Source organism: Acidobacteriota bacterium (assembly GCA_035471785.1).
Classification (GTDB): domain Bacteria; phylum Acidobacteriota; class UBA6911; order RPQK01; family DATIPO01; genus JANQFM01.
Genome location: DATIPQ010000045.1, coordinates 1 through 3,593, shown reverse-complemented (window position 1 = coordinate 3,593; position 3,593 = coordinate 1). Strand labels below are relative to the sequence as shown.

3 protein-coding genes and 1 other RNA gene are annotated in these 3,593 nt (G+C 61.9%); all 4 read right to left on the bottom strand.

Annotation, left to right across the window (positions count from 1 at the left end):
• The coding region (locus tag VLU25_07165) for an acyl-CoA desaturase (protein HSR67704.1) at positions 1-1,103 on the bottom strand (1,103 nt) is incomplete at its 3' end.
• A gap of 130 nt (positions 1,104-1,233) precedes the next feature.
• On the bottom strand, positions 1,234-1,521 hold the full coding sequence (locus tag VLU25_07160; protein ID HSR67703.1) for an RNA-binding protein: 288 nt from the start codon (positions 1,519-1,521) through the stop codon (positions 1,234-1,236).
• 209 nt (positions 1,522-1,730) lie between these two features.
• Entirely contained in the window at positions 1,731-2,852 is a 1,122-nt protein-coding gene (locus VLU25_07155) for a P1 family peptidase (protein HSR67702.1), read from the bottom strand.
• A 45-nt stretch (positions 2,853-2,897) separates the two neighbouring features.
• Positions 2,898-3,282, bottom strand: an RNA gene (gene rnpB / locus VLU25_07150) — RNase P RNA component class A.
• Between the last annotated feature and the right edge of the window lie 311 nt (positions 3,283-3,593).

The following is a 3,593-nucleotide window of genomic DNA, read 5'->3' as shown; positions in this document are numbered from 1 at the left end:
GCGGCCACCTGGCGGCACAGCTTGGCCCAGGCCCGGGATTCGCGGCGGATGGCGCGCTTGAGATACTTGAGCTCGTCGCGCAGCCTTACCATCAGGTCGCTGTCACGGCTCGATTTCTTCACGGCAGCCAGATGCTGGCGGATGCTTTCCAAATCGCCCAGCCGCCTGACCAAGTTGTCCGAGATCCCAACGATCTCTCTTTTCAGTCGGGTCTTGGCGGGCTCGGTGCGGCCATCGATTTTGGCTAACATCAGCTTGCGGTCTTCGATCACCAACCGCTTCCGGATGGTCGAATCTTTGACCGTCCTCAGCCCCGAGGCCAAGCCGAACTTGCTGGCCAGCCAAATCAGAACGCGGGTGATGTCGTACTGATAGAAGCGGACTCCGTTGCGATAGTCGCCGGCAAAGGTGTGATGATAGTTGTGATAACCCTCGCCCATCGTCAGTAGCGCCAGAAACCAGTTGTTGACGGCCGAATGCTCAGTGGAGAAGGGCTTGACGCCCCACATGTGGGCCAGCGAATTAATGAACCATGTGCAATGGTGGACCAGGAACATCCGGGCCAGCAAGGCGATCACGAAAGCCCCGGCAAAATCGCTGAAGGCCCATCCCAAAAGAAGGACGGGGACCAGGTTGACGACCGCCACCAGGGCAATGTAGTGCCGATCCTGAAAGCTCACCATCGGATTCTTGGCCAGATCGGATACTAGACCAGGGTCGAAGGACTCGCGCTTCTGGAACATCCAAAGCAAGTGAGAATGCCAGAAGCCATCCTTGGTCTGGTAGGGGTCCTTGTCGGTGTCCACATGGCGGTGATGCAGCCGGTGGTCATGGGCCCATTGCAGCGCGCTCCCCTGCACCGCCAAGGTGCTGAAGAAAAGCATGCCCACCTCAAGAATGGGGTGCGGCTTGAAAGTCTTGTGAGTATAGAACCGGTGATAGCCCGCCGTGATTCCCAGGGCAGCGAAAACGAAAAGCAGGAAGGCCGACAGGATCAGCCAAAGGTTCAAGGGCGTGTAAATCAGATAAATGGGCAATGAAATGGCTAGCGCCAAGTGATAGCCAATCAGGAAGGAGCCTTCCGTCCAATTGAAATTCTTCATCAGGGTCTCTCGGGCCGGGCTGGGGGACGCAGCGTCTTCCAGTAGCCGACGGGATGGGGGGACCAGCGAGTTCGCCGGTCCCCTAAAGTGCCGTTCAGCGCCTGCTTGTTTCGGCGCCGGGTGCGGCAGACTACCAGACTCCGCGGCTGGAACCAGCGCGGCTGTCGCCCCGAGGCTTGGCTTCGTCGACCTTCAGGGTGCGGCCGTCGAGCTCGCTCCCGCTCAATTCACCAATGGCGGCCTGAGCTTCGGACGGGTCCGACATCTCGACAAAACCAAATCCACGCGAGCGACCCGTGTCGCGGTCCGTGATGATGTTGGCGGACTCGACAGTCCCATGGTTCCCGAAAAGTTCTTCCAGTTGCTGTTCGGTGGTGGAGAACGCTAGTCCTCCGACATAAAGTTTTCTTCTACTCATTTAATTTATCCTCTAAAGGAATCTGTTTTGACCTTCCGGGGTAGCCACGAAAGAAAAGGAGGGAGAATGGCTCTCTAGCCGCTTCTTGGCGTGAAATACGAGGCAAGATCGTAAGGGGTCCGCAGTTTGCTCGACCGTGCCAGGGACCCGGAACCAGCACGATCTTTACAGTGTACCACAGTTCCACCCGCCTGCCCGCCGGCAACAGGCTAGCCTCGCCGTTGGCGGCGGAGTTGGATCAGGGTTTCGTAGGAGGGGAAGCCGCGGATGGGTTCGGCGGTTTTGACGGCGCGGACCACGGCCTCGGCTACGGCTTCGGCAGCCAGGTGGCCGACTTGCAGGGGGTTGAAGTCGGAGAGGGCTCCGGAGGAGAGGGCGAAGATGGTGTCGCCGTCCACCTGGGTGTGGGCCGGACGGATGGTGCGGGCGTAGCCGTTGTGAGCCATGTCGGCCACCTTTCCCGCCTGGGCCTTGGTCAGGGACGCGTTGGTGGTGATTACCGCCAATGTGGTGTTCTCGCCGTCGCCCGACTGGAGGGCCGCGAGCTTGGATTGGCGCAAGTGCCGGGAGACGTCGGCGAACTCGGCGGAACGGGCGCCTTGGCGGGCGCCGGCGATGATCTGGCCGCTGGACGGGTCGACGATGTCTCCCGCGGCGTTGAGGGCCACCAGGGCGGCGACCGTCAGGTCCTCGACAGTGATGGAAAAGCTGCCGATCCCGCCCTTCATGCCGCGGTCGGCGCCTAAGAGCTTGCCCACGGTAGCGCCGGCGCCGGCGCCTACGCTGCCTTCCTGCACCAGTCCGTCGGTGGCGTTCTTGCAGGCCTGGTAGCCCTCGGCCTTGCCGGGACGGATGTGGGCGTTGCGTCCGCGCAGGTCGTAGAGGATGGCGGCGGGGACGATGGGGATGATCTGGTCTCCCACCTGGTAGCCGATGCCCCTTTCTTCCAGGTACTGCATGGCGCCGGCGGCGGTTTCGAGTCCGTAGGCGCTGCCTCCGGAGAGCATGACGGCGTGAACCTTCTCGACCGTGCTCTCGGGTTTGAGGAGATCGGTTTCGCGGGTGCCGGGGGAGGCGCCGCGCACCGAGACTCCTCCCACCGCGCCCTGCCCGCAGAGGACGACCGTGCAGCCGGTGTTCTGTTCGGGATCGGTGTAGTGTCCGACGCGGAAGCCGTCGATGTCGGTGAGGCCGCCGTCGTAGGTGGATTGTTCGGTTTCGTCCCTGTCCTCGGGTTGGGGGGCGGGGGAGGACGATCCTGAGGCGTTGGAGGAGGCGGCGGCGGCCAGGGGCAAGGTCATGGCCAGGCGGCTGAAGTTGCGGCGGTTCATGGTTTTGATTCTCGCTACCAGCGGGCTTTTGTGCAAAGTGACAGAGGACCAAGTCGAGCTGTAAGCCGAATTCTGTGTCCTCCGCAAGGAGGACGACGGTCATTCCTCTAGGGATGCGGTCGCCCGCATCCTCCAGCAGCCTACCCGCTCCCTCGGCGTCCGCCAAGGACGCTGAGACGGGCCGTCTCAGACGGGGAGCCTATTTGGCCTTGCACCGCGTGGGGTTTGCCGTGCCTTCGATGTCACCATCGAAGCGGTGAGCTCTTACCTCGCCGTTTCACCCTTACCCCGACCGAAGCCGGGGCGGTTTGTTTTCTGTGGCACTTTCCGTAGGGTCGCCCCTCCTTCCCGTTAGGAAGCACGCCGCCCTGTGGTGTTCGGACTTTCCTCTCCCCGGGTCTCCCCGGGCAGCGATCACCCGCTCGACTTGCCTGCCCGCAATTGTAAGGGATTGCGCGATCGGTTGTGCGGTTGCGCCGGCCCTAGCCCCAAAGGACCCGGCAATTCTCTGCCAAAGGCCTTGGTCCTTGGACTGTTCGCGCTCTCATCACCTTCGCCTTCGCGATGTCATTTCAGGCGACCGCCCAAGCCCAGTGTGGATGCTATGAGCTCCTGCCCTGCGGCGCTTGCGGTCCCAACAAGCTTGTTGTAGATTGTGGGGGCGTACAGGTCTGTAAACCATGCTCCTATAGTTGCAGTTAACAACGAACGTCCGCGACGAATTGGGACAAGGCTACCCAG

Bases quoted from the DNA above. Each gene is read 5' to 3' on its own strand.
- VLU25_07155 (HSR67702.1), bottom strand. From the start codon at position 2,852: ATGAACCGCCGCAACTTCAGCCGCCTGGCCATGACCTTGCCCCTGGCC.
- VLU25_07160 (HSR67703.1), bottom strand. From the start codon at position 1,521: ATGAGTAGAAGAAAACTTTATGTCGGAGGACTAGCGTTCTCCACCACC.